Genomic DNA, 25,384 nt, shown 5'->3' with positions numbered 1-25,384 from the left:
GCTCAGACCGACCGGTGGTACTGGTCCGGCACATGCACGTCGGCGCCCAGCTCGCGCGCCGCGTGCCGTGCCCAGGACGGGTTCCGGAGCAGTTCGCGGCCCAGCAGCACCGCGTCCGCCTCACCGTTGACCAGGATCTTCTCGGCCTGCTCGGGCTCGGTGATCATGCCGACCGCGGCCACCGGCAGCGTGCTCCCGTCCTTCACCCGGGCGGCGAAGGGGACCTGGTAGCCGGGTCCTGTGGGGATCCGCACGCCGGAGGCGTTGCCGCCGCTGGAGACGTCGAGGAGGTCGATGCCGTGGGCCTGGAGATCGGCGGCGAAGCGGACCGTGTCGTCCGCCGTCCAGCCGCCCTCCTCCAGCCAGTCGGTCGCCGAGATCCGGAAGAACAGCGGCTTGTCCTGCGGCCACACCTCCCGTACGGCGTCCACGACCTCCAGGGCGAAACGGGTGCGGTTCTCGTACGAGCCGCCGTAGGCGTCCGTGCGGTGGTTGGAGTGCGGGGAGAGGAAGTTGCTGATCAGATAGCCGTGGGCGCCGTGGATCTCGGCGACCTCGAACCCGGCGGCGAGGGCACGCCGGGCGGCGTCCGCGAACTGGCCGACGACTTCCCGGATCTGAGCGACCGTCAGCTCGGTCGGCACCGGGTGCCGTTCGTCGAAGGCGAGCGGGCTCGGCCCCAGCGGCTGCCAGCCGAGGGCGTCCGGCCCCAACGGCGCCCCGCCCTTCCAGGGCTGGTCCGTGGACGCCTTGCGGCCGGCATGTGCGAGCTGAATCCCGGGGACCGTGCCCTGTGAGACCAGGAAGCGGGTGATCCGGCGGAACGCCTCGACCTGGGTGTCGTTCCAGATGCCGAGGTCGTACGGCGAGATCCGCCCCTCGGGGCTCACCCCCGTCGCCTCCACGATGATCAGGCCGGTGCCGCCGGCCGCGCGTGCCGCGTAGTGCGCGAAGTGCCAGTCGTTCGGCGCGCCGGTCTCCGGTCCCTCGGGCGCCGCGGAGTACTGGCACATCGGCGGCATCCACACCCGGTTGGGGATCGTCAGATCGCGCAGGGTGTAGGGCTCGAAGAGTGCACTCACGGCGGGCTCCATCTCGTCACGGGACCGGGTCGTCGACTCGTACGATAGGCATCGTAGTACGTAGAGTGTCAAACTACGAGAGGTCTCGTACAATGGGCAGCCCGAAGACTCTGGAGCCGCCGTGACCTCCCCCGCCGTCAGCAGCCGCGATCTTCCGCACCCGGCGCGGGACGAGATCCGCCTCGAGCCGATCCTGCACGCGCTCTCCGACCCGATGCGGTTGCAGATCGTGCGAGAGCTCGCCGCCGTGGGCGACGAGCTCTCCTGTTCGCAGTTCGAGCTGCCGGTCACCAAGTCCACGACCACCCACCACTTCCGGGTGCTGCGCGAGGCCGGTGTGATCCGGCAGATCTACCGGGGCACGGCCAAGATGAACGGCCTGCGCCGCGACGACCTAGAGGGCCTCTTCCCGGGACTTCTCGACGCCCTTCTCGGCGCCGCCGGTCGGCAGGCCGGCCGGCTCGGGAGCGCCTGAACCGGCGTTCGGGCGAAGGTGGTTGAAGAGCAGGTTCAGCACGATCGCCGTCAGGCAGCCCGCGCTGATGCCGCTGTTCATCACCGTCTGGAACCAGTCGGGGAACTTCTCGTAGACCGTCGGAACGCCGACCGGCAGCATGCCCATCGCCACCGAGACGGCCACCACCGTCAGGTTGTCGTTGCCCTTGAAGTCGACCTGCGCGAGGGTCCTGAGGCCGCTCGCCGCGACCGTCCCGAACATCACCAGGCCCGCACCGCCGAGCACCGGCGCCGGTATGGCGGCCACCACCGCGCCCAGCTTGGGCAGCAGACCGAGCAGCACGAGGATGCCGCCCGCCGTGGCCACGACCCAGCGGCTGCGGACACGGGTCATACCGACGAGGCCCACGTTCTGCGCGTACGCCGTGTAGGGGAAGGTGTTGAAGACACCGCCGAGGACGGTGGACAGACCGTCGGCGCGCAGACCGTCCGCGAGCGAGCGCGGCTCCACCTTGCGGTCCGTCATCTCGCCGACCGCGATCAGGTCCCCGGTCGTCTCGGTCATCGTCACCAGCGCCACGACCAGCATCGACACGATCGCCGAGAACTCGAAGGTGGGCGCCCCGAAGTGGAACGGGGTGCTGATCCCGAGCCAGTCCGCGTCGCCGACCCCGTCGAAGTCCGTGAAACCGAACGGAACCGCCACCGCGAGCCCTACGACGATGCCGATCAGGACGGCGATCCGGCTCAGGAAGACCGGCGCGAAGCGCTGCACGGCGAGGACGACGAGAAGGACGAACGCGGCGAGCCCGAGGTTCTTCGGTTCCCCGAAGTCGGCCGAACCGACCCCACCGGCCGCCCAGTTGCCCGCGACCGGCAGCAGTGACAGGCCGATGATCAGGATCACGGTGCCCGTGACCAGCGGCGGGAAGAACCGCAGCAGCTTCCCGAACACCGGCGCCAGCAGCATGATCGCGAGTCCCGCGACGATCACCGAGCCGTAGATCGCGGGCAGTCCGCCGCCGGTCGTCCCGATGAGGACCATGGGCGACACCGCCGCGAAGGTGCAGCCCTGCATGATCGGCAGGCGCACGCCGAAGCGCCAGAAGCCGATGCACTGGATGAGCGTCGCGATGCCGCACACCAGGAGGTCGGCGGTGATGAGGTACGCCAGGTCGGCGGGCGACAGCTTCATGGCGCTGCCGACGATGAGGGGGACGGCCACGGCGCCGGCGTACATCGCGAGGACGTGCTGCAAGCCGAAGGCGGCGAGTTGGCGTGCGGGTGGGACTTCGTCGACGGGGTGTGTGGTCATGTGGGGGACCGTAGGCTCCTTGCACAGTTTGTTGATTTCGGGGTTGTTGCTGGTTCGTTGCCTGGTGCGGGCTGTCGGTGGTCGCTCGCGCAGTTCCCCGCGCCCCTACGGGGCGCCCCTGTGGGCGGCGTTCATCAGTGACTGCCAGTCAGGGAGTTTTACTACCCCTCTGCCCAGCGATGCGCCGAGTTGCGCCTCCGCCTGCTCGATCGCGCACCAACCCGCCCACTCGACCGGCTCGATCCCCTCCGCCCGCAGCGCCGCCAGCGGATCGCCCGGACGTTCTTCGCGTACGAGATCGGTGGCGTCCTCCAGCAACGACGTGACCGTCTCCTTCGCGCACGGGCGGTTCGTGCCGATCACTCCCGTGGGGCCCCGCTTGATCCAGCCGGCCACGTACTCGCCCGGTGCGACGGACCCTTCGCGCAGCACGCGGCCGGCGAGGTGCGGGACCGTGCCGGTGGTCGGGTCGAAGGGGAGGCCCGCCAGGGGCACCCCTCGGTAGCCCACCGAACGCAGCACCAACTGTGCCGGGATGTCCTCGTGTCGGCCCGTGCCGGTCACCCCGCCCCGGCCGTCGGGCACGGTCCGCTCGAAGCGCACCGCGCTCACCCGGCCGTTCTCGGCGAGGAGTTCGACGGGACGCAGGAAGAAGCGCAGCCGGATCCGGCGGGCGGCGCCCCGCCGTGGCCCCGTGGCCCAGCCGCGCAGCACCTCCACGTTGCGGCGCTGTGCGGCGGGCAGGGCGGAGGGGTTCAGATAGGCCGGGTCGAGCGCCAACTCCTCCGGGTCTACGGTCACTTCGGCGTCCGGCAGTCCGCCCAGCTCGCGCAGCTCCTTGGTGGTGAAGCGGGCCTGGGAGGGGCCGCGCCGGCCGACCATGTGGACCTCGGTCACCCGGCTCTCGGCCAGCGCGCCGAGCGCCGCCTGTGGCATGTCGGTGGGGCTCAGCTCGGCGGCGCCGCGGGCCAGCATCCGCGCCACGTCGACCGCGACGTTCCCGACGCCGATGACCACGGCCGAGCGGGCGTCGCGTACGAAACCGTCGTCGACGGCGTCCGGATGGGCGCTGTACCAGGACACGAACTCGGTCGCCGACCAGCTGCCCGGCAGTTCCTCGCCGGGCACGCCCAGGTGCCGGTCGGTGGCGGCGCCGACGCAGTACACGACCGCGTGGTAGAGCTCCCGCAGCCGGGCGGCCGGCACCCCGTCCTCGCCGATCCGGACGCCGCCCAGGAAACGCACCCGTTCGTGCTCCAGGACCGCGCGAAGGTTGCCCTGGAGGGACTTGATCTTCTCGTGGTCCGGCGCCACCCCGTAGCGCACCAGGCCGTACGGGCAGGGCAGCCGGTCCAGGACGTCGACGTACACCGAGGGGTCCAGCTGGACGAGGCTCTGGGCGGTGTAACACCCGCTCGGCCCGGAGCCGACGACGGCGACACGAAGCACGGCGGTACTCCTTACCCCGGGGGATCAGAGCAGATCGCTGATGTCTCCAGCATCGCACCGCCGCCGCTGCGCTGACAGGGTGCTGTGCGCGCCGGTGAACGCGTGTCCGTTGGTATGGAAAGTGATCATGCGGTTACGTTGCGTGTGTGCTAGAAGCATCGTTTCTTAATCTTTCTGATCGTTGCCCGACGGACGGTGCGGTGTCCGTGTGGCCCGCGTGGGAAGTGCAGGAGGGCGAGGGCGCCGCTTCGACCGCGTGGTTCAACGTCCGGCTGGCGTTCACCGACGGCGCCCGGGTCGACGCGCTCGCCGTGGTGGCCGAGGGGCACCTCTCGATCGAGGACGTCAGGGCGCAGCCCGCGCTCTCCCTCGACGACCTCGCGCTGTTCGCCGACTGGATCGAGGGCCCGCTCTTCGAGGCGTGCGGGCTCGGACCGGCGGAGGAGGACGAGCCGGCCGGATCGCGGCGCGCCCGGCCGGCCTGGCCGCGCGGTACCGAGGGCCGCCGGCTGATCGCCCAGGAGTACCGCGCGGCCCAGGACGAAGGTGTCGACCCGGTGCTCGCGGTGATGTGCGCGACCGGGCACAGTCGCCGCAAGTCGCTCAGGATGATCGCGCAGGCCCGTGACGCGGGGTACCTGACGCCACGTCACGCGCGCCGCTGACACAGATGGTTGGCACGGGCTTCTACAGCATGTCCCGCATGCGTGAGATCTCGGCGGTCTGCTGGGCGACCACGTCGTCGGCCATCTCCTCGATCCGGATGTTGTTGCCCTGCCCCTTCACTTCGGTGGCCATGGTGATCGCCCCTTCGTGATGCGTGATCATCAGAGTGAGGAAGAGCCGGTCGAACGTCTTGCCCCGGGCCGCCCCCAGCTCCTTGAGCTGCGCCTCGGTGGCCATCCCGGGCATGGAGGCGTGGTCGTGCTCGTCGCCCTTGGTGTCCTTGTGATACGTCTCCAGCCAGCTCTCCATGGACGCGATCTCCGGCCCCTGGGCGGCCGCGATCCGCTCGGCCAGTTTCCTGACCTTCGTGGACTCGGCGCGTTTCGGGGCGAGTTGGGTCATCTCCAGTGCCTGGGTGTGGTGCTCGATCATCATCCGGGCGTACGAGACGTCCGCCGAGTTGGGGGAGTCGTCCTCGGCGCGCTGGTCCGCGGCCTCGTCGGCGGAGAGGGTGCGGTTCTGTTCGCCGGGTTTGCCGGGCACGATCACCGACGGTCCGCTCGGGGCGGGGCGGGCGTCCGAGCCGGAGTCACAGGCCCCGAGTCCGAGCACCGCGACAGCGGTGATCGTCACCGGGACAAAAAACTTCGTTGCCGGTTTGTTGCCCCCTGTTGGTATGTGCATGGCGAAGACGATACTTCGGTGGTGCGTGAACCGTTCCGACACGAACGGAACCAGGGAGGAAACAGTGATCCTGTTGAACATTCCCCGAAGACGGCGCGGACGCTTGGGAGTTGCCGCCGCCGCCACGGGACTCCTGGCGGCGCTGCTGACGGCAGCGCCGGCCGCGGCGACCCCTGATCCGGGTGACGCCCCGGCCGCGGGCCAGGAGGTGTCCGAGAGCACCGAGGCCCAGGTCCGGGCCGCGATAGCCGACGGCGAGATACCGGGCAAGGACGAGATCGTCCACTCCGACAACATCGAGCACGTCGCCAACTCGCCCAAGGCGCTGGCCAGTCTCAACTCGGACCTGGCCTTCCAGGGCCGATACGCCTTCTCCGGCAACTTCGACGGCTTCGTCATCTACGACATCAGCAACCCGAAGGCACCCAGGACCGTCTCCCAGGTGCTGTGCCCCGGCTCCCAGAACGACATCTCGGTCTCCGGCAACCTGCTCTTCCTGTCCACCGACTCCTCGCGCACCGACAACAGTTGCAACAGCACCACCCAGCCCGCGACGGAGAAGTCCTCCTGGGAGGGCATGAAGGTCTTCGACATCAGCGACAAGGCGAACCCGAAGTACGTCGCCGCCGTCGAGACCGCCTGCGGCTCGCACACCCACACGCTGGTGCCCGAGCGCAAGAACGTCTACGTCTATGTCTCCTCGTACTCGCCGAACGCCGCCTACCCGGACTGCCAGCCGCCGCACGACGGCATCTCCGTCATCAAGGTGCCGCGCGGCGCCCCGGAGAAGGCGGCGGTCGTGAGCTTCCCGGTGCTGTTCCCGGGTGAGGGTCCGGACGGCGGTGGCAACCCCGGTGGGCCCACCAACCCGGGCGTCTCCAAGACCACCGGCTGCCACGACATCACCGTGCTGCCCTCGAAGGACCTGGCGGCGGGCGCCTGCATGGGCGACGGCATCCTGTTCTCCATCAAGGACCCGGAGAACCCGAAGGTCATCGACCGGGTGCAGGACAACGTCAACTTCGCGTTCTGGCACTCGGCGACCTTCAACCAGAAGGCGAACAAGGTCGTCTTCACCGACGAGTTGGGCGGCGGCGGCGCGGCCACCTGCAACGCGGAGGTCGGTCCGAACCGTGGCGCCGACGGCATCTACGACATCGTCGGCAAGGGCGACAAGCGCAAGCTGGTCTTCCGCAGCTACTTCAAGATCCCCCGCCATCAGGCGGAGGTCGAGGTCTGTGTGGCCCACAACGGCTCGCTGATCCCGGTCAAGGGCAGGGACATCATGGTCCAGGCCTGGTACCAGGGCGGCGTCTCCGTCTGGGACTTCACCGACTCCTCGCGTCCGAAGGAGATCGGGTACTTCGAGCGCGGCCCGGTCGACACCGAGCAACTCACCACGGCCGGCCCCTGGTCGGCGTACTACTACAACGGTTACATCTACGCCAACGACATCGCCAAGGGCTTCGACGTCCTGAAGATCAAGGACCGGCGCACCGATCCGGCCCAGCGGGTACGGCTGGGCGAGCTCAACGTCCAGACGCAGCCGGACTACTTCGACTGACCGGTCGGCCAGGGGTCTGAGCGGTCGCCCGTCGCCTGACCGGGCGATCGGTCGCCGGTCGCGAAGAAGCGTGACAGATCGGTCTCGTACGTCCCGCCGGACGCCTCGTCGGTGTCCGGCGGGACGCCGAGCCCGCGGTCCAGCCGGTAGCGCGCGAACAACTCGGCGCGCAGCACCGGGATCGGCATCGGGACGCCGGGCACCAGGGCGGCGTACACCGAGCCCATGAGCAGGGCGCGCAGCATCGGATAGTCGGCGTCGACGTCGTTCGAGCCGTGGCGGGCGACGGTGTCCCGGAGAAGTTCGGCCAGGCGCTGTTGTTCCGGACACGGCATGAAGCCCTCGGCCTGGAGCAGCCCGGCCATGTGCTGGCGCATCAGCAGGGGCCGGTCCCGGGCCAGCCCCAGGATCGCGTCGATGGCCCGCGCCATCCGCTCCTTGCCGTCCTCGGTGTGCGGCTCGCGCTCCAGCGCCTCCTCCAGCGTGCGGTGCATCAGCCGGTGCACGGCGGACTGCACGAGCTGGCGCTTGCCGGGGAAGTAGTACGAGGTCAGACCGCGTGCCGAGCCTGCCCGGTCCGCGATGTCGCCGAGTGTCGTCGCCTCGTAGCCGTGCTCGGAGACCAGCTCGACGGCCGCCTGGAGAAGCCGTTCCCGGGAACGGCGGCGCAACTCTTCATTGACCGAGGCGCTGCGCGGGGACATGCTGTACTCCTGCGTTGACTGGTTACCAGCCAACTATACTCAGTACGTCCGGACCGGCCAGTGAATCGGCTGGTCAGGGCTGCCGTCTGTCTCGGGCGACGCGGGGGATCGCCCGAGGCGGGCGGAACTTCCCGCCCCACTGGTGGCCTGAGGCTACTTATCGGAGCCGCAGGCGCTGTCCTCGCACGCCCCGTCCACCAGTTCCAGCACCGGCAGCAGGCCGTCCGGCCGCTCGGTCACCGGCAGATGGTCCACGAAGTGCACCCCGCAACCGAGCACGGCCGCACCGCCGTCCGCCCGTCGGTCGTCGCCGACCATCAGCGTCCGGTGCGGATCGGCCCCGAGCGCCTCGCAGGCGGTGGCGAACAGCTTCGGGTCCGGCTTCTGGACGCCGTGCTCGTACGACAGCACATAGGCGTCCACGTACGGGTCGAGGCCGTGCTCCCGGAACACGTTCCGCAGGTCCCACCCGATGTTGCTCACCACGCCCACGCCGATCCCGCGCTCGCGCAGCGTCCGCAGCACCTCGGCGGCGTCGGGGTAAGGCTGCCAGGCGGCGGGGGACCGGTGCCGGTCGTAGAGCCGGTCGTGCAGGCGTGGGTCGGGCAGCGGCACCTGCCGGGAGAGCCCGGTGTAGGTGGCCCGGTGCAGCTCGGCGCTCTCGTCGCGGATCGCCCACAGCCGGATCAGCTCCTCCGGCACCCGCACCGGATTCGCCCCGCCCGGCAACGCCCCCGCCACCTCCAGCGCCTTCGCCGTCCCGGCGATCTCGTCCTCGGAAAGAGTGATCCCGGCCTCGGCGAGTCCTCCGCGCAGCCAGGACTCGGTGGACTCGATACGGAAGAGGGTCCCGGAGAAGTCGAACAGCACTGCGATCATGCGGAAGATCCTACGAGTCGACGTTCCAGTCGAGTGGCAGATCGCTGCCGCAGAACACACAGACGAAGTCGTCCTCACGTACGACGGAGCACTCCCGGCAGCGCTCGCAGCGACGGAACACCACCGCGTGTGTGAAGCGGCCCGGATGCCCGACCCCGGCCGCCTCCAGAGCCCGGGCCACCGCGTGCCACGAGGAGAGGTCCGGGCAGTAGCCGGTCGACAGGTTGCTGATCTCGTGGGCCCGCCAGTGCTCCGAAGGGCCACTGAACGCCATCTCGCCTGCCGCGAGCACGGGACGGCCGCCCGCGCAGGCCACGTGCTCGCTGCGCCGCGGCGCGAGCCGCAGCCGGCCGTCCAGGCCCACGACGTAGGTGAAGGGCTCCGCCGCCTCGGCCGTTCCGCGCTCGGACACCCATGCCGCGAGGTCGTTCGTGGAGGCGATGACGCGGCCCTCGGATTCCGGGCGGACAGCCGCCCTGATCTCCTCCGGGCCCACGTAGCGGTGGCTCACGTGCGGCGTCGCCCGTGCGCGAACACCGCCACGGCCACCACCAGCGCCCCCAGCAGCCAGCCGCCGACGACGTCCGAGGTCCAGTGGACGCCCAGCCAGATGCGGGTGAGGCCGACGCCCGCGACGGAGAGGGCGGCCACGGCCAGGGCGATGCGGACGAGGGTGCGGCCGGCGCCGTAGTGGTGGAGAAGCCACAGCAGGAGACCGAACGTCACCGTGGCGGTCATGGCGTGGCCGGAGGGGTAGGCCGCGTAGTGCGCCGAGTCGACGGGGTCCGGCCAGACCGGGCGGGGACGGTCTACGGCGGCCTTGATGCCCTGCTGGAGCAGCGCGCTCAGCAAGCTGGTGATCCCCAGCCACAGCGCCGCCCACCACGCCGCGAACCTCCACACCAGCCACACCGCGGCCACCGTGCACAGCAGCCGCATCGTCCACGGATCCCACACCCAGTCCGTGAGGATGCGGAAGGCGTGCGTGAGGCCGGGCTCGTCCACCGCCCAGCGGTGGGTGGTGGTCGCGATGTCCTCGTCGACGCTCACCAGCGGGCTCCACCGGACCGCCACCAGGGTGAGCAGAAGCACGGAGCACACGGTCAGGACACCGGCCGAGCGGAGGGCGGTGCGCTGGTCCTGCGGGCGGGACGGGGCGTCGACGGGCGGCGAGTGCATACCTCGATCCTCGCCGACGGGTGGGGTCGGAGGCGAATTCCGCACCGTAGGACTGTCAGCCGAGGGCGCGCAGCCCCGGCACGAACGCCACCAGTACCGGTACCACCGGCACCAGCGCCGCCGTCGCCGTGAGGCGCAGCCGTCGTCCCGCCGTGAGCCGGTCCGGGGGAGTGAGCAGTCGGTTCACGCGCTGCGGGACGTGCGCCTGCGGGGTCGGGCCGGGCCCGAACACACCCCGGTCCTCGTTCAGTTCCACCAGCGCCAGCGCGGTCGTCAGCCGTCCGAAGCGCCGCGAGGCCATGTCGTCCGCGGCGAGTTCGACGAGCCGGTGCATCTCGGCACGGAACGCGGCGAACACCGGAACCTGCGGAAAGCCGCCCGCCAGCGCGCCCGAGCAGTGCAGCAGCCAGTCGTGCCGGGCCTGCGCGTGCCCCTCCTCGTGGGCGAGGAGGGCGTCCAGCTGGCGCCCCTTCAGGCGGCGCAACGCGGCCGTGGTGATGACCAGTTGGGGCGCCGACCCGGGCAGCCACCAGGCGTCGGGCCGCTCGCCCTCCAGCACCGTGAGGCGTCCGCTGCCCTGCTCCTCGCCGGGCAACAGCGGGGCCCGCACCAGGAGTTCGGCCCGGCCCAGCCGACGCCGCGCACGCGCCCGTACAACCTCACGGACCAGCATCGCCGCGGTCCACACCCCGCCGAGCGCCAACGTCACCGCGGTCGTCGCCGCCCAGGCACCGCCCGCGCCGAGCGCGTACGCCTCCACGACCCCCGACGGCGCCGTGGCGAAGAGATGGCCGCGCACCGCCTGCCAGGCCGCCGCCGCGCTGAGTGTCATCGACAGGGCGCAGCACAGCAGTACGGCCGCCACCGCGCACTGCCACACCCACAGCGCGACCACCGGTTCCCGGTCCACCCAGTCGGCCCGGGCCAGCAGCCGGGGAGCGACGACGGCGGTCAGCGCGCCGAGCAGCAGCAGTGCCGCGGGGACCATCATGGGGAGCAGCCTATGAGGGGCCTGCCGCCCAGGGGTACGACCCGTGGTGGCAAAGTGACGCAGGACACGGCCGAGTTCACAGGGTCGCCAGCATCGCCACCATCGCGATCCCCATCGACAGCCGGCAGGCCCGCGCCAACTCCGGCCGGTCGCCCCACCCGAGGGCCGCTCCTCCGGTGGTCGCGGGCACGAGGCGGACGCCGGACAGCAGGACGTAGCCCGTGAAGTAGAGCAGCAGCACCCCCGTCAGCAGGGGGATCCCGGAGCCCGCGTGATGTCCCGGCGAGGCGGCCATCACGAGCGCCATGTAGACCATGGCCGACGCTCCCACCAGGTGGTGCAGATGGTGGGCGTTCGTCCGCGCGGCCCACAGGGCCCGCAGGGCGGCTGTGCCGAACACCGCCGCGTAGGCCGACCAGGCCCACGCCGGGGGAGTGAACACCGCCGCGGGTACGGCCATCGCGGCCATGCCGAAGCCCATGAGCGCCTCGCCGCCCGCCGTCCGGCGCTGCTCCTCGACACCGCTGCGCATCCGCAGCAGGCAGTAGGCCCCGGTCGCCGCGCACAGCGCCACCAGCAGCCAGCCGGGCGAAGCCGGTCCGTGCACACGCACCTCCCCGCTCGACGGTCGGTCAGGGATGCGATGCCCGGCCCCTGTGGCGCGCACGCGAGCGCACGGGTGTACACGGGGAGCATTCGACGGAGCACGGCAGGTCGGTCGGCAGGTCGGCGGAGAGACCGCTCGATATCTTTTACGAGTAAAACACCTGTTAATCTTATGGGTATGAGTCGTGCGACCCCCCGTCTCCCCCTGGCCGGTGTCCTGCGTGTCGGCAGGCCCTCGGACATCTGGTTCAAGCCCGCCCTGAGCGTGGTCCTCGCGGTCGCCCCGCCCAACCTGACCCTGCTGACCCTCGGCCGCCTCGACCTGGCGATGTACACGATGGCCGGCTCGCTGTGCGCGCTGTACGCGCACAACCTCCCGTACGCCGCCCGGGCCCGCACCCTGGCGCGGGTGGTCCTCGGCATGGTCGCCGGCCTCGGTGTCGCGCTCGTCGCCGCCTCGCTCACCGGCAGCGCCGTCGCCCTGGTCACCTTAGGCGCCCTGCTGGCCGCGGCGCAGAAGGCGCTGTGCGACGCGAGCCGTATCGGCCCGCCCGGCAACGTGATCTTCACCTTCATCACGTCCGCCGCCCTGTTCGTCCCGCAGACCCTCGCCCAGGTCCCCGGCCACCTGGCGCTCGCCGTCGCGGCCGGCGCCTGGGCCTGGCTGATCGGCATGGCCCCCGGCCTGGTCCGCCCGCACGGTCCGGAACGCCGGGCCGCCGCCCACGCCCTGCGCACCGCCGCCGCCTACGCCGAGCGGCCCACCGACCCCCGCGCCAGGGCCGTCGCGGCGGCCGCCGTCCAGGCCGCCTGGCAGACGCTGCTCTCCGCCGGTGCCCGCACCGAGCCCCGCCGCGCCCTGGACCGCCTCGTCGTACGCGCCGAGGTCGCGATCGCCGCCCCCGCCGACACCGACCCGGAGCGGCTGCGGGCCTGGGCACGCGCCCTGCGCGGCAACGGGCCGGTGCCGCGCACCGAGGACCACGGCGAGCTGCTCGGCGTCGACGCCGAACTCGCCGTCCCGGCACGTCCGTTGTGGCGCGCCCTCGGTCCGCTGGCCCCGCTCGCGCTGCGCACCGCCCTCGGCTGCGCCCTCGCCGGATACGCCTCCCTCGCCCTCGGCGTGGGCCGCCCCTACTGGGCCCTGGTCACTGCGGCCTCCCTCTACCAGGCCAACCTCACCCTCACCTGGAGCCGCGGCGTCCAGCGCGTCGTCGGCAACCTCGCCGGTGTCCTCCTCTTCGCCGCCGTCGTCCCGCTCGCCCACCTCGGCCCGGCCGCCCTCGTCCTCACCTGCCTCGCCTTCAACTTCGGGGCCGAGGCGCTGATCAGCCGCAACTACTGGCTCGGCAGCGTCTGTGTGACTCCGATGGCACTGCTCATCACCGAGTTCACCGGCTTCCAGGAGCCCGGCAGGCTGATCACCGAACGGCTCGTCGACACCCTCGTCGGCGCCCTGGTCGGCTTCGCCGCCGCGCTCGTCGTCACCGACCGGCGCATGGGCGACCGTGTCGAGCACGCCCTGACCGCCGTCGACCGCGCCCGTGAGCGCACCGCCCGCCTCCTCGTCGAGCCGCACCCCGACCCGGCTGCTCTGGAGCCCGCCCGCCGCGCCCTGGCCGCCGCCCTCGTCGAGCTGCGCGCCACCATGGACGCCGCGTCCGGCGAGTGGGGGGGACGTGCCCTGCCCCAGGAGCGGGTCGTGCTCGCCGAGCAGTCCGGACACCGTACGCTCGCCGCGACGACACGACGCCAGACCAGCGCGACGACGGAGGACGTACGGCCATGACGGCGCAGAGCGGCAGGGAGAGCGGCCCGAGGGCGGACACCGTCGCGGCGGTGGTCCGGCAGTGGCAGGCCGTCCATCCCGGCCTCGACACCGGCCCCATGGAGATCATCGGCCGCATCAACCGCTCCGCCGCCCTCCTCCAGCAGGCCGAGGACGCCCCCCTGCGCCGGGCGGGCCTGAGCCGCCCCGAGTTCGACCTGCTCGGCGCGCTCCGCCGCACCGGGCACGAACTCACCCCCGGGGAACTGGCCCGTGAGACCTTCTCCTCCGGCGCCGCCGTCACCAAGCGCCTCAAGCAGCTCACCGAGCGCGGCCTGGTCGAGCGCCGCGTCGACACCCGCGACCGTCGGGTCGCCCACCTCCGCCTCACGGACGCCGGCCGCGACCTCGTCGACGGCATCCTGCCCGAGCAACTCGCGTACGAGACCGCCGTACTCTCCGTCCTGGACGCCCGAGGACAGGGCGAACTCGCCTCGCTGCTGGGCGAGTTGCTGACACAGCTGGAAGGCCGCCTCGGAGCGCTCCGCGCCTGAGCAGCCCTTTCGGACGAACTCCGGCTCGACCGGCTGACCGGAACCGTGAAGGTGACCGCGTTCTCCCACGTCACCGGCGGCAAGGCCGTCGACGGCATCGGCCGTTGCCCCGCCAGCGTCGTCACCCTGACGGTGACGGCGGACCGCGCCGGACGCATGCGCTCACGAACCGCTACTCCAACGGCGAACAGCCACACCGCTCGCCCGACGCCCGCCTTCCCGGAAGCTAGAGCACCTCGGTCGCCGTGCGGCGGTATCCGGAGCGGCGGTCTTCGATGTCCGTCCAACGGTCGCCGTAGATCGTCCTGACCACGGCCGGATCCCGTACGAAGTCGTGCGGGAACCCGAGGGACACCGCGCTGGCCTCGTCGAGGCGGGCGACCGCGTCGGCGTCGAGGCGGACGTCCACGCTGCCCAGGTTGTCGGCGAGCTGGTGCTCCTTGGTGGCCGCGACGATCGGGACGACGTTGCCGGGCCGTTGGAGCAGCCAGGCCAGCGCCACCTGGGCGGGGCTCCAGCCGCCCTGCTCGGCGATCTCCAGGACGGCGGTCACGACCTCCTCCTCCTGAGCGCTCGGCTTCTCGCCCGAGGAGTCGAGCCGACCCGTCTCGCCGCGCCGGTACTTGCCGGTCAGCTTCCCGGCGGCCAGCGGCGCCCACGCCAAGACTGCCTGGCCGAACGCCCGTGCCTGCGGCAGCAGTTCACGCTCCGGCGTCCGCTCCAGGAGGTTGTAGCGCAGCTGGGAGCCGGCGAACGCGGTCCAACCCCGCAGCTCCGCCAGCGTGTTGGCCTGCGCGATCTCCCAGGCGGGCCAGTCCGAGACACCGATGTAGAGCACCTTGCCGGTGCGCACGAGGTCGTCGAGGGCCCGCATCACCTCCTCGACCGGGGTGAAGTTGTCCCGGGCGTGCACCCACAGCACGTCGAGCCGGTCGGTGCGCAGCCGCTCCAGGCTCGCCTCCACCGAACGCACCAGGTTCTTGCGGTGGTTGCCGGCCGCGTTGACGTCCCCGGCGCGCGTCCCGCAGGTGTACTTGCTGGCCAGCACGAATTCCTCGCGCCGCCCGTCCAGCAGTTCGCCGAGGATCCGCTCGGAGGCGCCGCCCGAGTAGATGTCGGCGGTGTCCACGAAGTTGCCGCCCGCCTCGGCGTAGGCGTCGAGCAGCTTGGCGCTGGTCTCCTTGTCGGAGCCGACCCCCGAGTCCTCTCCCATCACCATCGCGCCGAGACTCAGCTCGCTGACGCGCAGACCGGTCCTGCCGAACAGTGTGTAACGCACGATCAGTTCCCCCTCCGGACGGTTCGTGCGTACGACGCTATGAGCTGGAGCGCACTTCAACGCAAGCGCGTTTCGAGCAGGAAGCCCGTCAGACCTCCGCACCCGCCAGGTACACCCCGAACATCGCCCCCGGGGGATCCCGCAGCACCGCGATGCGCAGGCTGTCGCGCACGGTGGTGGGATCCATCAGGACCGTGCCGCCCGCCTCCGTCGCCGTGGTGGCGCTCGCGTCCACGTCCGCCACCGCGAAGTAGGGGAGCCAGTGCGGCGGCACCTCGGGCGGGAACTTGTCGTCCATCGTCACCATGCCGCCGAAGTCGGCACCGTCCAGGCCCCACTGCGTGTAGCGCTCCGAGGCGTTGACGCTCCAGCCGAACACCGTGGTGTAGAAGTCCACCGAGCGGTCGGGCTGTCTGCTCATCAGCTCCACCCAGCCCAGCGAGCCCGGCTCGTTGAGCAGCCCCGCCCCCTCGAAGCCCCTGGCCTGCCACACATGGAAACCGGCGCCCTGCGGATCGGCGACGGACGCGAAGCGCCCCATGCCCGGCACCTCTCCCGGTTCGAACACCACCGTGCCGCCGGCCGACCTGATCCGCTCCACCGTGGCGTCGACGTCCGCCACGGCGAAGGTCACGAACCAGGTGACCGGCGCCGGCTCCGCACCCAACGGAACGATTCCGGCGACCGGGAGCTGACCGACATGGGCGATCGTGTAGCCGCCCATCTCCGCACGGGAGTCCGTCTCCGCGCGCCATCCGAAGAGCTCGCCGTAGAAGCCCTCGGCCGCCTTCAGATCCGGGGTTCCCACCTCGGCCCAGCAGGGCCCGCCGGCCACCGGCTTGTCGAGTTTCATGACGTCACGGCCCTCCTGCCGACGCGGGCGCCCCCTCTGGCACGCTAGCTCCGCTCGCCCGCCCCTGCCATCCGGCGTCGCGCTCTGGCCGCAAGCCCCCGGCCGCGCGTACCCTCGGCGGCGTACCGCACCTCATGGCGGCCTCCCCGCTCACCACCACGGCCCGGAGGTCCCGTATGTCAGCCCTCGAGGTGCGCCCGTTCCGCCGCGACGACCGCGACCAGCTCACCGATCTCGTCAACGCCCATGTCGCCGCGGTCGTGCCCGGCGTCTCCGTCTCCACCAACACCGTCCTGAGCGCCCTGGAACGGCAGCCCGACGAGTTCATCACCGACCCCTGGGTGTCCGAGCGCGTCACCCTCGTCGCCGAGCAGCGGCGGTACGTGGTCGCCGCCGCCCATCTGCTGCGTTATCGCGCGGATGCCGAGGTGGGCGAGAGCTACCGGGACGCGGGGGAGATCAACTGGTTCGTCTGCCATCCGCGGGCGTCCTTCTGGCCGGACGCGGACGAGGCCGCCGACCTGCTGATGGCCGCCTGTCTGGCCCGGCTGGCCCGCTGGGACGTCCGCGTGCGCTACGCCGACGGCTCCCTGCCCGCGCCGGTCGTGTACGGCCTGCCCCGAAACTGGCCGCACATCCGGGCCGCCTACGAGCGGGCGGGCTTCCGACACCTCGGGGACACCGAGGTCGTGCTGATCGCACGCGTCGCCGACCTGCCGGCCCCCGAACCCAGGCCCGGCGTGACCGTCGAGCGAGGCCTGGGGGAGTGCGGCACCCGCTTCACGGCCTACGACGGTGCGCGCGCCCTGGGCTTCGTCGAGGTCGACACCGCACTCGCTCGCCCCGAGCGCCACATCCGGGCCGCGGGCCTCGCCGACCTCGGCAACCTGCGCACCGAGGCCGAGGGCTGGGACCGCTGGCTCCTCGCCCAGGCCGCCGACTGGCTGCGCCTGTGCGGCGTGGACCGTCTCGTCGCCTACGAGGAGGCCGCGGACCGGGCCGCGATCGACCGCCTCACCTCAGCCGGGTTCCGGGAACTCACCCGCACCGACCGGGGCTGGGAGCACCGGCCCTAGATTCCCGGCCGGTACCGGATCGGGTGGTCGGACGGCACCTCCACCAGCACGATCGGGGTGCCGTCCGGGTCGGCGATCCACATCTCGATCAGGCCCCACGGCTCCTTCACCGGCGCGCGCACGATCGCGACGCCCTTCGCCACCAGTTCCTCGTGCGCGGCGGTCACGTCCGGGACCTGCATCCACAGCCGCACGGACGGGGACGGCGGCGTCTCGGAGCGCCCGGAGAGCTCCAGGAAGCCACCGCCGAGGAAGTACACGGTGCCGCGCTCGGGGCCCGTGCCGAACTCGCGGTAGACGGCGAGGCCCAGCTGCTCGCCGTAGAAGGTCCGGGAACGCTCGGGGTCGGTGGGGTGGAGGAGGGTCCGGCCGCTCAGTACATGCACCATGCGGCGGAGCCTAGTGGGAGCGTTACGCTCGTCCGTGCCCGTGCCGTGCCCGAGAGCGGAGACACCCCCATGACCGCTGGACTGACCTTCCGTGAAGCGACCGACGCCGACGTGGACACCCTGGTCGCGCTGATCGAGTCGGCGTACCGCGGGGACTCCAGCCGGACGGGATGGACCACCGAGGCGGACATCCTCCAGGGGCAGCGGACCGATCCGGAGGGCGTCATCGCGGTCATCAAGTCGCCCGACAGCCGGCTGCTCACCGTCGAGCGCGACGGTGCGGTGGTCGCCTGCTGCCAGCTCGAACACCGGGGCACCCACGCCTACTTCGGGATGTTCGCGGTCAGCCCCGAGCTCCAGGGCGCCGGCCTCGGCAAGGTGATCATCGCCGAGGCCGAGCGCACGGTCCGTGAGGAGTGGGGCGCCACGGAGATGCAGATGACGGTGATCTCCGTACGCGAGGACCTCATCGCCTGGTACGAGCGGCGCGGCTACCGCCGTACGGGCCGGATGACCCCGTTCCCGTACGGCGACGAGCGCTTCGGTATCCCGCAGCGCGCGGACCTGGAGTTCGAGCTGCTGGTCAAGCCGCTGGTGTGACGTTCATGCAGTAGGTCAGGCGGTGAAGCGGCCGGTGCGCTTGATCTCCGGGTAGTCGGTGGTCGCGCCGTCCAGCTGGAGGGCCCGTACGAGCCGCAGGTGGTCCTGTGTGTTCACCACCCAGCCGATGATCTTCAGGTCCGCCTTGCGGGCGTGCTCGACGACCTCCAGGGTGATCCGCCGGATGTTCAGACAGACGGTCGAGGCACCGGCCTCGACCGCGCGGTCCACGATGTCGGTGCCGTAGCGGCTGCCGATCAGCGCGGTCCGGACGCCCGGCACCAGACGGGAGATCTCGGCGATCGCCTCGTCGTGGAACGAGGACACCTCGACGCGGGCGACCAGGTCCCGCCGGAGCATGACCTCGGCCAGCGCCCTGGCTGCCTGGAGGTCCTTGATCTCGGCCTGGAGCGGCGCCCGCACCGCGTCCAGGACCTCCTCGAAGACGGGGACGCGTTCCCCGCCGCCGGCGTCCAGGGCGCGCAGTTCCTCGAGGGTCTTCTCGGCGATCGGTCCGGATCCGTCGGTCGTGCGGTCCACATCCGTGTCGTGCATGACGACCAGGGCGCCGTCCTTGCTCAGATGCAGGTCGAGTTCGATGACGTCGAGGCCGGCCTGCTGGGCGGCGACGAAGGAGCGGAGGGTGTTCTCGGGTTCGAGACCCATGACCCCGCGATGACCGATGGTAAGGAAGTTCAAGGTTCAACTCGCTTCCGTCGACGGCGGCTCGGCCTCCGCGCGGACCGGAGCGGACGGTCGCGCGGACAGATCCGCAGCCTAGTGCGCCCGGCCGGTGATGAACCCGCGCGTACACGGGGGATCGGGGTGACACCAGGGGCGGACCTGCCCGGTACGGCTCCGGGCGGTCACCCTGGGGTGGGCGAGTTGCGCGGGCATTGACCGAACCGGAGTCCCGGGGAGATCGCGTATACCCACTCGGGTGGCACTCATGGCATCAGGCAGGAAAAAGTTTCGTGACCATGTGGCTGCGCAGGATAATTTCCGGAGCCTCCCCTTGCTGGGAGGAAGGGCGAACACATACGGTGTCTTTACGCGAGGTTCTCCCGTGGAGGATGGGACATGACGGAAATTCTTGTGCAGGCGGCGACGGAGGAGCGGGTTCCTCCCGTGGCCAGGGTGGTGGAGCACCCGGCATGGCCCGTGCTCAAGGATGCCGTGGAGCGGATCCGGCCCTGGCAGTCCAAGGACGGGTCGATCGACTTCACCGCGGAGGGCGCCCCCGAGGCCGCCGACGCCGAGGCCGTCGTACGGCAGGTCGTCGGAGCCGTCGAGGAGCTGTCCCCGCTGCTCCCGCACGACGTCGCCTACCACGAGGCCCTGGTCAAGGACCTGAACCGGTGGGCCGAGGGCGGTTTCGAGGTGCCCGACTTCCTCGACTCGCTGCTGGCCTTCCAGCCCGCCGCGGGTCGTGCGGACGGCCTCCAGCACCTGGTCGTCTTCCCGATGTACACGCAGAACGGCAACCCCGACCGCAATCTCGAAGCGGTCGTGCTGCGCATGGTGTGGCCCGATTGGCTGGCCGAGCTGGAGCGCACGCGCTACGACAACCCGCTGTTCTGCGGCATCAAGTTCGAGGACTTCACGGCGGGCTACGACACCAACTCCGCCGTGCTCTTCCCGGAGACCATCGCCGTGCGCGAGGCGCCGGAACGATTCTCCTGGGGCGGTATCTTCTGCGACCGCGAGGCCGCCCGCTTCCGCCGGGTCACCGACGCGGCCGTCGGCATCCTCGGCCTGGAGCTGCCCGAGGACATCGCCGCGATGGTCCACGACCAGACGCGCTGCGAGGAGGCCTTCGTCCTGTGGGACATGGTCCACGACCGCACCCACAGCCACGGCGACCTGCCCTTCGACCCCTTCATGATCAAGCAGCGCCAGCCGTTCTGGATGTACGGCCTGGAGGAGCTGCGCTGCGACCTCACCGCCTTCAAGGAGGCCGTGAAGCTGGAGGCCGAAGGCGTCTCGCAGGCCCGTGACGTGCAGTTCGCGGTCCTCTTCGACCGCATGTTCCGCTTCCCGGTCACCGGCGAGCGGGTCCGCAACTACGACGGCCTCGGCGGCCAGCTGCTCTTCGCCTACCTGCACAAGCACGACGTCGTCCGCTGGACCGACAACAAGCTGCACATCGACTGGCAGCGCGCCCCGCAGGTCACCAACCAGCTCTGCGCCGAGATCGAGGACCTCTACCGGGCCGGCATCGACCGCCCGAAGCTGGTCCACTGGTTCGCCGCGTACGACCTGGTCTCGCGGTACCTCGCCCCGCACCCCGGCTCCCGCTGGGCCAAGGGTCCGGACGCCCTGGACCTGTCCCAGCCGCCCCGGAAACTCGTCGATGACGTGCTTCCGGACGAGTTTCCGCTGAGCATGTTCTATGAGGCCCTCTCCAAGAAGCTCAAGAGCGTCATCGCCAGCACCAAGGGCATCCGGGCGGAGAGCGCCGAGCAGGTCGCCGCGTGAGCGACCGCGGTATCTCGAACACTGCTCAGCAAGCTCAGGAGGCGAAGAACATGGCGGGGAACGGAGCTCTCAGCGGTGCGGTGATCGCGGTGGCAGGCGCGGGCGGACCCGCGGGCCGCGCGACACTGCTGCGGCTCGCCGAGGCCGGGGCGACCGTCGTCGGCGCCGACAACGACCCCGAGCGGCTCGCGGAGGCGGTGAGCGCGGCCCGGGACGCGGGCGGCGGCGCCACGGTCACCGGGGAGCCGGTCGACCTGCTCGACCTGGAGTCCACCAAGCACTGGGCCGCCGGGATCGAGAAGGAGTTCGGCCGGGTCGACGGCGTGGTCCACCTCGTCGGCGGCTGGCGTGGCAGCGAGACCTTCATCAAGACCAGCCTCGACGACTGGGACTTCCTGGAGCTGCTGCTCATCCGCACCGTGCAGCACACCTCCCTCGCCTTCTCCGAGGCGCTCCAGCGCAGCGACCGCGGCCGCTACGTCCTGATCAGCGCGGCCGGCGCGACGAAGCCCACCGCGGGCAACGCCGCGTACGCCGCCGCCAAGGCCGCCGCCGAGGCCTGGACGCTCGCCATGGCCGACTTCTTCCGCAAGGCGGGGGCGGGTGCGGAGCTCACCTCCGCCGCCACCATCCTGGTGGTGAAGGCGTTGGTGCACGACGCGATGCGCGCCGAGCGACCCAACGCGAAGTTCGCGGGCTTCACGGACGTCAAGGACCTCGCCCGGGCCATCGCCGACGTCTGGGAGCAGCCCGCCGGGGAAGTGAACGGAAACCGTCTGTGGCTGACCGAGAAGCCGTGAACCCACCGAAGACCGACGCACGGCGTCATCACGACCCGGACAGCCGGGGCTTCGCGAGCGACAACTACGCCGGCACCCACCCGGAGGTGCTCGCCGCCCTGGCCCTGGCCAACGGGGGGCACCAGGTCGCCTACGGCGAGGACGACTACACCGAGAACCTCCAGTCGATCATCCGCAGCCACTTCGGCGCCACGGCGGAGGCCTTCCCGGTCTTCAACGGCACCGGCGCCAACGTGGTCGCCCTCCAGGCGGTCACCGACCGCTGGGGCGCGGTGATCTGCGCCGAGAGCGCGCACATCAACGTCGACGAGGGCGGCGCCCCCGAGCGCATGGGCGGCCTCAAGCTGCTCACCGTGCCCACGCCGGACGGCAAGCTCACGCCCGAGCTGGTCGACCGGCAGGCGTACGGCTGGGACGACGAGCACCGCGCGATGCCGCAGGTCGTCTCGATCACCCAGTCCACGGAGCTCGGCACGCTCTACACGCCGGACGAGATCCGCGCCATCTGCGACCACGCCCACGCGCACGGCATGAAGGTGCACCTGGACGGCTCCCGGATAGCCAACGCCGCCGCCTCGCTGGACGTCCCGATGCGGACGTTCACCAACGCGGTCGGCGTCGACATCCTGTCGCTCGGCGGGACGAAGAACGGCGCGCTGTTCGGCGAGGCCGTCGTGGTGATCAACCAGGACGCGGTCTCCCACATGAAGCATCTGCGCAAGCTGTCCATGCAGCTCGCCTCCAAGATGCGCTTCGTGTCCGTGCAACTGGAGGCCCTGCTCGCCAAGGACCTGTGGCTGCGCAACGCCCGCCACTCCAACGAGATGGCCCAGCGCCTCGCCGAGGGCGTCCGTGCCGTGCACGGCGTGGAGATCCTCTACCCGGTGCAGGCCAACGGCGTCTTCGCCAAGCTCCCGCACGAGGTGAGCGTCCGGCTCCAGAAGCGGTTCCGGTTCTACTTCTGGGACGAGTCCGCCGGAGTGGTGCGCTGGATGTGCGCGTTCGACACCACCGAGGAGGACGTGGACGCGTTCGTCGCGGCCCTCAAGGAGGAGATGGCCGGCTAGTACGGCGGACCGGAAGGGTGCACCTGCTCGAAGGGCCCTTCCGGTCGCCGTACCGGGCGATTTCCGCTGTGCGCGCCGGTCAGCCGTTGACGACGATCGCCGACACGTTGTTGCGCAGGTTCGGGTCGAACTTCCCGATGGGCAGCTCACCGTCCTCGACGGTCTCGACCACGGCGCGCGCCCCGCGCACCACCTCGTCGATCCGCAGCTGGACGTCCACGGTGAACGACGCCTTGTCGTGCAGGTAGATCGGCGACCAGCAGAAGTAGGTCTCCGCGGAGGGGCCCTCCTCGGACGGCGGCAGGGTCCAGCAGTCCTCAGGCAGTCCGACGACCGAGGTGCCGACCGGCGCCTGGAACCGCACCGTGGCCACCGGCGAGCCCGCGCCCAGGGACGCCACCCAGGCCGGACCGCGGTTGAACACGGTCATACGGGCGGTGACCGTGTCCCCGGCCGCCCCGCGCACCCTGCTGCCGGTGAGCTTGAGATCGGCGGAGTTCTTGGCGTCGAGGATGACGGTCCGGTAGTTGTCCGACAGATCGAGGTCGTCCTCCCCGGCCGCGGCCCGCTGCCCGGCCACGGGCCGCAGATCCAGCTCCGGGCCCGTTCCCCGGGTCCACTCCCCGTCGCCGCGGGCCTCCTCGAACGCCGCGTCCGAGTAGGGCAGGACGGAGTGGTCGAACCGCTCGTACAACGCCTTGCGGCCGACGCCGAGCCTGGTCACGAGGTCGTACCGCTGCCCGGGAGCCACTTTCTCGTCCAGCACGCACAGCGCGCTCGTGCCGGTGGCGTGGTCGCGGTACTCGCAGTTGGCGTGCCGGTCCTTGAACCGCAGCCCGTACGACGCGTTGACCCACAGCAGCGTCCGCTCCACGGCCCGGTTGCCGTTGTTGGCGACGGTCGCCCGGACCGTGTGGTTCGTACCGGGCGTGAGCCCCCGCTGCCACGGCGCCTGGCTGAGCCCGAGGTCCGGTCCGTCGCCCACGGTGATCCGGGTCTCCGCCTCGGGCGCCGAAAGATCCCCCGCGGCGGCCGAGTACCGCACGGACCCGGAGTCGTCGAGGTCCGCGTCCGGCAGGGCGCGCAGGCCGATCAGGGCGGCCGGGACGCCGTCCGTGCCGGCGGGCATCGCCGGGACGTCACAGACCGCTCTGGCCGCCGCCTCGGGTGCGCAGTTGGCGGGCCACGACACCTGCGCGAAGGAGGCGATCTCACTCGCGTCCACGGTCAGCCGACCGCTCGGCACGTCGTTCTCGACGTTGTCGTGACTGACCCGCACCTCGAAGGTGCGCTCGCTCGTGCCGCCGTCCGCGTCCGGTCCCGGCAGCACGGTCTCGGACGGCGCGCCGATCCACAGCTGGTCGGACTGGGCGTGCACGGGCCCGGCCGAGACCGCGGCCAGGGCACACCCGGCGACCGCGGCTCCGAGCAGACGATGCTTCATGAGTTCCCCCTTGTGGTGTTCGGTCGGGGGTCGAGACCCGCGGGGCGGGGGACGGGTTGTAGACGGCCGTGGGGTTGCGGCGATGTTCAGCCGTTCTGCGCACGCGAGGCGACCTATCGAATGCATAGATATGCGAGGGGCGGAAATATAATTGACTCATCCGCGGCCCTCCGCCTACGCTCTGGCGCCATGCAGATGATCCAGGAAACCGCCGACCTCTCCGCCTACTTGGCTGCTGGAGAGGTGATCGACCACCGTCATTCGCTGGTGCGCGAGACGGCTGCGAGGCTCGCCGAAGGTGTGGCGGACTCGTATGAGTATGCGCGAGCGGCCTATGAGTTCGTGCGGGACGCCATCCCCCACTCGCAGGACTCGGGAGACCCGCGCGTCACCTGGCGCGCCTCCGACGTGCTCGAACAGGGCACCGGCATCTGCCATGCCAAGGCGCACGCGTTGGCCGCGCTGCTGCGGGCCGAGGACATCCCGACGGCGCTGTGCTACCAGCGGCTCAAGCATGACGACGGGAGCGGGTTCGTCGTGCACGGGCTGGTCGCGGTGCGGTTCAACGGAGCCTGGCACCGGCAGGATCCGCGCGGCAACAAGCCGGGCGTGGACGCTCGGTTCTCCCTCGACGGCGAGCGGCTCGCCTGGGTACCGGACGCGGAGTCCAATGAGATGGACTATCCAGTCTTGTATGCTGAACCTCATCCGACCGTGCTGAGCGCACTCCAGGCGGCCCCCGACCGGCCGTACCTCTGGAAGACGCTCCCCACCGCACTCTGAGGCAGCCGATGACCTTCTCCCTGTCCGTCTCCGACGAGGTACACGCCCTCGCGCCCGGCTTCACGCACGTCGCGATCGAGGCGCACGGCCTGGTCAACGGACCCAGCACCGACGCCGGTTCGGCACTCCTCGACGACGCGGCCCGCCGCCTCGCCGCCCGCCTGGACGGGCGAGCCCCGCACGAGGACCCGCACATGGCGGCCTGGCGCGAGGTCTACACGGCGTTCGGATCGAAGCCGTCGCGCACCCGCAACTCGGCCGAGGCATTGGCCAAGAGGGCCTTGGCGGACGGCGGACTGCCCCGGATCAACCTGCTCGTCGACCTCTACAACGCCATCAGCGTCGCCCATCTGATCCCGGTGGGCGGCGAGGACCTCGACCGCATCGAGGGCGGTATGCGCCTGGTGCGGGCGAGCGGCGACGAGGACTTCGTCACCGTCTCCGGCGGCGAGGAGATCGTCGAACACCCCGACGCCGGCGAGGTGGTGTGGTGCGACGAGCGGGGCGTGACCTGCCGCCGCTGGAACTGGCGCCAGGGCCCGCGCACCCGCCTCACCGAGGAGACCGTCTCCGGCATCTTCCTGCTGGAGAGCCTCGCCCCGATGCCGGTCCCCGAGGTCGAGACGGCGGCCGCCGAACTCGCCGAACTGCTCGAGAAGTTCAGCCCGGGGGCGCGGATCGAGGTGCGTGAGGCCGACCCGGTGCGCGGCTGATCCGT

27 protein-coding genes are annotated in these 25,384 nt (G+C 71.2%); 12 read left to right on the top strand and 15 right to left on the bottom strand.

Annotated features, from left to right (window positions below):
* Positions 1–2: 2 nt before the first annotated feature.
* Positions 3–1,082, bottom strand: coding sequence for an NADH:flavin oxidoreductase/NADH oxidase (locus tag ABKA17_RS39930; RefSeq protein ID WP_353697304.1), 1,080 nt, complete (start codon positions 1,080–1,082; stop codon positions 3–5).
* 121 nt (positions 1,083–1,203) lie between these two features.
* On the opposite strand from ABKA17_RS39930, the gene ABKA17_RS39925 reads away from it, so the two are divergent.
* The gene (locus ABKA17_RS39925) at positions 1,204–1,557 is read left to right on the top strand and encodes an ArsR/SmtB family transcription factor (protein ID WP_353697303.1); all 354 of its coding nucleotides are present in this window, start codon (positions 1,204–1,206) and stop codon (positions 1,555–1,557) included.
* On the opposite strand, the gene ABKA17_RS39920 is transcribed toward ABKA17_RS39925, so the two are convergent.
* Both ABKA17_RS39920 and ABKA17_RS39915 read right to left on the bottom strand, forming a co-directional pair.
* Positions 1,477–2,853, bottom strand: coding sequence for a nucleobase:cation symporter-2 family protein (locus ABKA17_RS39920; RefSeq protein WP_353697302.1), 1,377 nt, complete (start codon positions 2,851–2,853; stop codon positions 1,477–1,479). The genes ABKA17_RS39925 and ABKA17_RS39920 overlap by 81 nt on opposite strands.
* Before the next feature lie 105 nt (positions 2,854–2,958).
* On the bottom strand, positions 2,959–4,302 hold the full coding sequence (locus tag ABKA17_RS39915; RefSeq protein WP_353697301.1) for an FAD-dependent oxidoreductase: 1,344 nt from the start codon (positions 4,300–4,302) through the stop codon (positions 2,959–2,961).
* A gap of 200 nt (positions 4,303–4,502) precedes the next feature.
* Between ABKA17_RS39915 and ABKA17_RS39910 the strand changes: the two genes are divergently transcribed.
* Positions 4,503–4,967 carry a DUF6214 family protein gene (locus ABKA17_RS39910; protein ID WP_353697300.1) on the top strand — a complete coding sequence of 155 codons (465 nt, stop codon included), beginning with the start codon at positions 4,503–4,505 and terminating at the stop codon, positions 4,965–4,967.
* 22 nt (positions 4,968–4,989) lie between these two features.
* Here ABKA17_RS39910 and ABKA17_RS39905 read toward each other — a convergent pair whose 3' ends face one another.
* Positions 4,990–5,652, bottom strand: coding sequence for a DUF305 domain-containing protein (locus ABKA17_RS39905; RefSeq protein ID WP_353697299.1), 663 nt, complete (start codon positions 5,650–5,652; stop codon positions 4,990–4,992).
* Between the two features lie 64 nt (positions 5,653–5,716).
* Between ABKA17_RS39905 and ABKA17_RS39900 the strand changes: the two genes are divergently transcribed.
* Positions 5,717–7,216: an LVIVD repeat-containing protein gene (locus ABKA17_RS39900; RefSeq protein ID WP_353697298.1), complete on the top strand. Its 1,500-nt coding sequence runs from the start codon at positions 5,717–5,719 to the stop codon at positions 7,214–7,216.
* Here the strand turns inward: ABKA17_RS39900 and ABKA17_RS39895 are convergent.
* The 6 genes from ABKA17_RS39895 to ABKA17_RS39870 form a co-directional block, all read right to left on the bottom strand.
* Positions 7,204–7,920, bottom strand: coding sequence for a TetR/AcrR family transcriptional regulator (locus ABKA17_RS39895; RefSeq protein ID WP_353697297.1), 717 nt, complete (start codon positions 7,918–7,920; stop codon positions 7,204–7,206). The genes ABKA17_RS39900 and ABKA17_RS39895 overlap by 13 nt on opposite strands.
* Before the next feature lie 153 nt (positions 7,921–8,073).
* Complete coding sequence (locus tag ABKA17_RS39890) at positions 8,074–8,799, bottom strand: HAD family hydrolase (protein WP_353697296.1); 726 nt, start codon at positions 8,797–8,799, stop codon at positions 8,074–8,076.
* A 10-nt stretch (positions 8,800–8,809) separates the two neighbouring features.
* Complete coding sequence (locus tag ABKA17_RS39885) at positions 8,810–9,310, bottom strand: hypothetical protein (protein ID WP_353697295.1); 501 nt, start codon at positions 9,308–9,310, stop codon at positions 8,810–8,812.
* A complete protein-coding gene (locus ABKA17_RS39880) occupies positions 9,307–9,978 on the bottom strand; it encodes a phosphatase PAP2 family protein (protein WP_353697294.1) in 672 nt (223 codons plus the stop codon). Before ABKA17_RS39880 ends, ABKA17_RS39885 begins: the two co-directional genes overlap by 4 nt.
* 55 nt (positions 9,979–10,033) lie before the next feature.
* Complete coding sequence (locus tag ABKA17_RS39875; protein WP_353697293.1) at positions 10,034–10,969, bottom strand: M56 family metallopeptidase; 936 nt, start codon at positions 10,967–10,969, stop codon at positions 10,034–10,036.
* 76 nt (positions 10,970–11,045) lie between these two features.
* Positions 11,046–11,576 (bottom strand): DUF5134 domain-containing protein, encoded by a 531-nt coding sequence (locus ABKA17_RS39870; RefSeq protein ID WP_353697292.1) that lies wholly within the window; start codon positions 11,574–11,576, stop codon positions 11,046–11,048.
* Between the two features lie 177 nt (positions 11,577–11,753).
* Here ABKA17_RS39870 and ABKA17_RS39865 point away from each other — a divergent pair, with 177 nt between their 5' ends.
* Together ABKA17_RS39865 and ABKA17_RS39860 are read left to right on the top strand one after the other, a co-directional pair.
* Positions 11,754–13,364 carry an FUSC family protein gene (locus ABKA17_RS39865; protein WP_353697291.1) on the top strand — a complete coding sequence of 537 codons (1,611 nt, stop codon included), beginning with the start codon at positions 11,754–11,756 and terminating at the stop codon, positions 13,362–13,364.
* Positions 13,361–13,897, top strand: coding sequence for a MarR family winged helix-turn-helix transcriptional regulator (locus ABKA17_RS39860; RefSeq protein ID WP_353697290.1), 537 nt, complete (start codon positions 13,361–13,363; stop codon positions 13,895–13,897). The genes ABKA17_RS39865 and ABKA17_RS39860 overlap by 4 nt, the downstream gene beginning before the upstream one ends.
* Positions 13,898–14,123: 226 nt before the next feature.
* Here the strand turns inward: ABKA17_RS39860 and ABKA17_RS39855 are convergent, their stop codons facing one another.
* A complete protein-coding gene (locus tag ABKA17_RS39855) occupies positions 14,124–15,176 on the bottom strand; it encodes an aldo/keto reductase (protein WP_353697289.1) in 1,053 nt (350 codons plus the stop codon).
* Between the two features lie 88 nt (positions 15,177–15,264).
* Positions 15,265–16,029 (bottom strand): VOC family protein, encoded by a 765-nt coding sequence (locus tag ABKA17_RS39850; RefSeq protein ID WP_353697288.1) that lies wholly within the window; start codon positions 16,027–16,029, stop codon positions 15,265–15,267.
* Between the two features lie 176 nt (positions 16,030–16,205).
* Here ABKA17_RS39850 and ABKA17_RS39845 point away from each other — a divergent pair, with 176 nt between their 5' ends.
* Positions 16,206–17,105, top strand: coding sequence for a GNAT family N-acetyltransferase (locus tag ABKA17_RS39845; protein ID WP_353697287.1), 900 nt, complete (start codon positions 16,206–16,208; stop codon positions 17,103–17,105).
* On the opposite strand, the gene ABKA17_RS39840 is transcribed toward ABKA17_RS39845, so the two are convergent.
* The gene (locus ABKA17_RS39840; protein ID WP_353697286.1) at positions 17,102–17,494 is read right to left on the bottom strand and encodes a VOC family protein; all 393 of its coding nucleotides are present in this window, start codon (positions 17,492–17,494) and stop codon (positions 17,102–17,104) included. The genes ABKA17_RS39845 and ABKA17_RS39840 overlap by 4 nt on opposite strands.
* Positions 17,495–17,563: 69 nt before the next feature.
* On the opposite strand from ABKA17_RS39840, the gene ABKA17_RS39835 reads away from it, so the two are divergent.
* Positions 17,564–18,094: a GNAT family N-acetyltransferase gene (locus tag ABKA17_RS39835; RefSeq protein WP_353697285.1), complete on the top strand. Its 531-nt coding sequence runs from the start codon at positions 17,564–17,566 to the stop codon at positions 18,092–18,094.
* Between the two features lie 15 nt (positions 18,095–18,109).
* On the opposite strand, the gene ABKA17_RS39830 is transcribed toward ABKA17_RS39835, so the two are convergent.
* Positions 18,110–18,793 carry a glycerophosphodiester phosphodiesterase gene (locus ABKA17_RS39830; RefSeq protein ID WP_353697284.1) on the bottom strand — a complete coding sequence of 228 codons (684 nt, stop codon included), beginning with the start codon at positions 18,791–18,793 and terminating at the stop codon, positions 18,110–18,112.
* 381 nt (positions 18,794–19,174) lie between these two features.
* Between ABKA17_RS39830 and ABKA17_RS39825 the strand changes: the two genes are divergently transcribed.
* The 3 genes from ABKA17_RS39825 to ABKA17_RS39815 are packed head-to-tail and all read left to right on the top strand — an operon-like array spanning position 19,175 to position 22,439.
* Positions 19,175–20,572, top strand: a complete 1,398-nt coding sequence (locus ABKA17_RS39825; RefSeq protein WP_353697283.1) for a DUF6421 family protein — start codon at positions 19,175–19,177, stop codon at positions 20,570–20,572.
* Positions 20,573–20,622: 50 nt separating this feature from the next.
* Complete coding sequence (locus ABKA17_RS39820) at positions 20,623–21,372, top strand: SDR family NAD(P)-dependent oxidoreductase (protein WP_353697282.1); 750 nt, start codon at positions 20,623–20,625, stop codon at positions 21,370–21,372.
* Positions 21,369–22,439: a threonine aldolase family protein gene (locus tag ABKA17_RS39815; protein WP_353697281.1), complete on the top strand. Its 1,071-nt coding sequence runs from the start codon at positions 21,369–21,371 to the stop codon at positions 22,437–22,439. Before ABKA17_RS39820 ends, ABKA17_RS39815 begins: the two co-directional genes overlap by 4 nt.
* 79 nt (positions 22,440–22,518) lie before the next feature.
* Here the strand turns inward: ABKA17_RS39815 and ABKA17_RS39810 are convergent, their stop codons facing one another.
* Positions 22,519–23,883, bottom strand: a complete 1,365-nt coding sequence (locus ABKA17_RS39810; RefSeq protein ID WP_353697280.1) for a hypothetical protein — start codon at positions 23,881–23,883, stop codon at positions 22,519–22,521.
* A 189-nt stretch (positions 23,884–24,072) separates the two neighbouring features.
* Between ABKA17_RS39810 and ABKA17_RS39805 the strand changes: the two genes are divergently transcribed.
* Both ABKA17_RS39805 and ABKA17_RS39800 read left to right on the top strand, forming a co-directional pair.
* Positions 24,073–24,666, top strand: coding sequence for a transglutaminase domain-containing protein (locus tag ABKA17_RS39805; protein WP_353697279.1), 594 nt, complete (start codon positions 24,073–24,075; stop codon positions 24,664–24,666).
* A gap of 8 nt (positions 24,667–24,674) precedes the next feature.
* Positions 24,675–25,379, top strand: a complete 705-nt coding sequence (locus tag ABKA17_RS39800) for a B3/B4 domain-containing protein (RefSeq protein WP_353697278.1) — start codon at positions 24,675–24,677, stop codon at positions 25,377–25,379.
* Positions 25,380–25,384: the final 5 nt, after the last annotated feature.

It is taken from the genome of Streptomyces sp. RG80, from assembly GCF_040446465.1.
Taxonomy (GTDB): Bacteria; Actinomycetota; Actinomycetes; order Streptomycetales; family Streptomycetaceae; genus Streptomyces.
This window is presented reverse-complemented; position numbering and strand designations above follow the sequence as displayed.

Bases quoted from the DNA above. Each gene is read 5' to 3' on its own strand.
- ABKA17_RS39920 (WP_353697302.1), bottom strand. From the start codon at position 2,853: ATGACCACACACCCCGTCGACGAAGTCCCACCCGCACGCCAACTCGCC.
- ABKA17_RS39905 (WP_353697299.1), bottom strand. From the start codon at position 5,652: ATGCACATACCAACAGGGGGCAACAAACCGGCAACGAAGTTTTTTGTC.
- ABKA17_RS39895 (WP_353697297.1), bottom strand. From the start codon at position 7,920: ATGTCCCCGCGCAGCGCCTCGGTCAATGAAGAGTTGCGCCGCCGTTCC.
- ABKA17_RS39890 (WP_353697296.1), bottom strand. From the start codon at position 8,799: ATGATCGCAGTGCTGTTCGACTTCTCCGGGACCCTCTTCCGTATCGAG.
- ABKA17_RS39880 (WP_353697294.1), bottom strand. From the start codon at position 9,978: ATGCACTCGCCGCCCGTCGACGCCCCGTCCCGCCCGCAGGACCAGCGC.
- ABKA17_RS39875 (WP_353697293.1), bottom strand. From the start codon at position 10,969: ATGATGGTCCCCGCGGCACTGCTGCTGCTCGGCGCGCTGACCGCCGTC.
- ABKA17_RS39865 (WP_353697291.1), top strand. From the start codon at position 11,754: ATGAGTCGTGCGACCCCCCGTCTCCCCCTGGCCGGTGTCCTGCGTGTC.
- ABKA17_RS39860 (WP_353697290.1), top strand. From the start codon at position 13,361: ATGACGGCGCAGAGCGGCAGGGAGAGCGGCCCGAGGGCGGACACCGTC.
- ABKA17_RS39850 (WP_353697288.1), bottom strand. From the start codon at position 16,029: ATGAAACTCGACAAGCCGGTGGCCGGCGGGCCCTGCTGGGCCGAGGTG.
- ABKA17_RS39845 (WP_353697287.1), top strand. From the start codon at position 16,206: ATGTCAGCCCTCGAGGTGCGCCCGTTCCGCCGCGACGACCGCGACCAG.
- ABKA17_RS39840 (WP_353697286.1), bottom strand. From the start codon at position 17,494: ATGGTGCATGTACTGAGCGGCCGGACCCTCCTCCACCCCACCGACCCC.
- ABKA17_RS39835 (WP_353697285.1), top strand. From the start codon at position 17,564: ATGACCGCTGGACTGACCTTCCGTGAAGCGACCGACGCCGACGTGGAC.
- ABKA17_RS39825 (WP_353697283.1), top strand. From the start codon at position 19,175: ATGACGGAAATTCTTGTGCAGGCGGCGACGGAGGAGCGGGTTCCTCCC.
- ABKA17_RS39820 (WP_353697282.1), top strand. From the start codon at position 20,623: ATGGCGGGGAACGGAGCTCTCAGCGGTGCGGTGATCGCGGTGGCAGGC.
- ABKA17_RS39810 (WP_353697280.1), bottom strand. From the start codon at position 23,883: ATGAAGCATCGTCTGCTCGGAGCCGCGGTCGCCGGGTGTGCCCTGGCC.
- ABKA17_RS39805 (WP_353697279.1), top strand. From the start codon at position 24,073: ATGCAGATGATCCAGGAAACCGCCGACCTCTCCGCCTACTTGGCTGCT.
- ABKA17_RS39800 (WP_353697278.1), top strand. From the start codon at position 24,675: ATGACCTTCTCCCTGTCCGTCTCCGACGAGGTACACGCCCTCGCGCCC.